Annotated in this window: 2 protein-coding genes; both read right to left on the reverse strand. The window is 52.6% G+C overall.

The genetic code is table 11. From position 1 onward, the window contains the following. A partial coding sequence (locus ACXJ5O_RS24630; RefSeq protein ID WP_457302202.1) for a methyltransferase domain-containing protein occupies positions 1–396 on the reverse strand: 396 nt, incomplete at its 3' end. A gap of 96 nt (positions 397–492) precedes the next feature. Beyond that, positions 493–1,416, reverse strand: a complete 924-nt coding sequence (locus tag ACXJ5O_RS24635; RefSeq protein WP_457302203.1) for a DUF2865 domain-containing protein — start codon at positions 1,414–1,416, stop codon at positions 493–495. Positions 1,417–2,363: the final 947 nt, after the last annotated feature.

Here is a 2,363-nt window from a genome sequence, read left to right on the forward strand (position 1 = left end):
CATCTGTATCGCCAGAGAACCTCCTGTATTGAGGAAACCCATCAGCCGTGGGAACAGCCGGTCGTGGTCCGGAAGCCACTGCATGACGGCATTGGCGTAGAGAAGGTCGGCATTCCTTTGCGGCTGCCACACATCAATGTCGGCAACCGCGAATTCGCAGCCCGGCAGTCGCTCCTTTGCCTTGGCGGTCATATCCGCAGAAGAATCGATCCCAAGGACTTCAGCATGTGGATACCGCTTTGCAATCAGTGCGGTGGAATTGCCCGGGCCGCAGCCGAGGTCCACCGCAAATTTCAAATTCTGATTGGGAACGGCGGATAGCAGGTCATTTGCCGGGCGGGTGCGCTCGTCCTCGAATTTCAGATACTGGCTAGGCGACCAATCCGCTTTTCTCATATGCGACTCAAGCTCCCTGTCACTCGCCAAGGCTTAGCATGGCTACCACGGCAACAAAGCTGAAATATTGCACCGCTTTAGTTGAGGACAGATCGGCTATTGAATTCGTCGCATAATGTCGGACGCTATCGTCTTGACGATATTCTCAGGCGTGAGGATGCTGGCTTTGCTTTCCTGGACCTCCGTTTCGGGAGGTTGAGCAGTAAAATCTGTGGGATTGGCTTCATTGGGGAAAAACGCTGGACCGACGGTCCTCACATTTTCATGGGACGCCTCGTCTTCATCAATGTCTCCCTGAGCAGGTTCTTCCGACAAGGTATCAACGTCGGGCTCTCCCACCGCTTGCAACGCTGATGCGGCAGGCTTGGATTGGGAAACGGGCGTCTCCGGTGCGGCGGCGACCATATCGGCTTGAGCATGGCACGTGCAACCCGGCACGGCTTTGACACCCGCCGTGCGGTAATTGAATGCGTTGGGAAGTTCGCTATAGGGCTTCTTGTCGGTGACGGATATCATTGCATCCGATTCCTGTTCGGGCACCGCGTGATAGTACAATCTCGCGTTCCCGGCCGGACACATCGCACTACAGGCATTTTGATCACGCGCAAAATATTTGGGCTTGGTCGAGAACGAGATCGGGAAATAGTATCCATCGCATGTCCGCACACAAATGGTTCGATAGCCGTTTTTGACGACGCCGTTAACGCTTGGCTCCGTCCCCTCATAGGTCGCGGCAAGCGTCTCCGGCGCCGCAGACACCCTGCGATGCGCTTCGCGTTCATCCAGTTGCCGTTTGACCATCATTCTGGAGGCTGGCTTTTCCTCGTCAGCTCGCGTGCCAAACAGGACTTCCAGCAGGGATTTGCGCTGGACATTGGATGAATCGTTGTTTCTGCCAATCGATGCCAGGTTGTCATTGCAGCCTCTGGCTTTTATTGAGGCAAGAATCTGCTGGCGTGAAGGCTGCGACGAACCAGACCTGTCGCTTGCATTTTGCAGCTTTGCGAGTTTGGCGGACATCGCGTCAATGGTTTGAGCATAACGCTTGCAGAGTGCAGTATCCCCACGGGAAAACAGGAAGCCTCCACAGCCTGCGTTGCTTGCCTTCGCCCGCATTTGTTGGAGCTGCAGAGCTTGTCGCTGCACCAGAGGACTGTTCTTCTGTGAAACACTTCTGCCGCTTGAGGCGGCCACCAATTGCCGCTGCAAGGTTGCACATGCCGCAGGGGCGGCGTGGGCGGTTTTGAGGGATGTCGGAACAAGCGCCGATATCAACCCGATCACAACTAAAAGTTGAAAGAAAGGAAACAGCCGCGTTGCCATCTGCAGCTCCTGAGATGCCGCCAACTTTGAAGAAAGCTCGATCGCGTTAAATGTCGGAAAAAACGAATGCTTGGCGGAGTTGCCAGATCGTAATAATCCCGAATTTGGCGAAGCTTCCTATTTGAGAATAACTCATTCTTGCATCCAACGTAATCCCAATTATTTATTTATCGTATTAATATTAATGACGATTTTGTGAAGTACGGAAATTTCTTACGCCAGTAACTTGTCTAACCGTCAACCACTCTCTCAGAATTCATTCGTCAAGTTCTACTCTCTGAGACCCGTGAAATCGGACTCCATTGCGTAATAGATAGCTGACTATGATTCACGCGCACTCCTTGCATTTCGGATATAACGAGAAATTCTCGGAGAATTCATTTGAGACATACGGCAACCTTTACCATTATCTGAGAAGCCTCTCGACAACACTTCGGGAATCGCATTTGTTGCCGCTACTATTGGTTGAGGGTGAGTGACGCAAAACGGGGAGGTGACCCAATGTCTAACAAGCTGTTATCATCCATTTTAATTAGTATCGGGTTGTTTGCGTGGCCAGCTTCGGCCTTGGCCGACGTTGGTTATACAACCGGAAATGTCAATCTGCGCACCGGACCAGGAACCAGTTACGCTCGCGTCGGGAC

It is taken from the genome of Phyllobacterium sp. P5_D12, assembly GCF_054049495.1.

What these genes read in the sequence shown, in the direction of transcription:
- ACXJ5O_RS24635 (WP_457302203.1), bottom strand. Translation starts at nt 1,416, where the DNA reads ATGTCCGCCAAACTCGCAAAGCTGCAAAATGCAAGCGACAGGTCTGGT.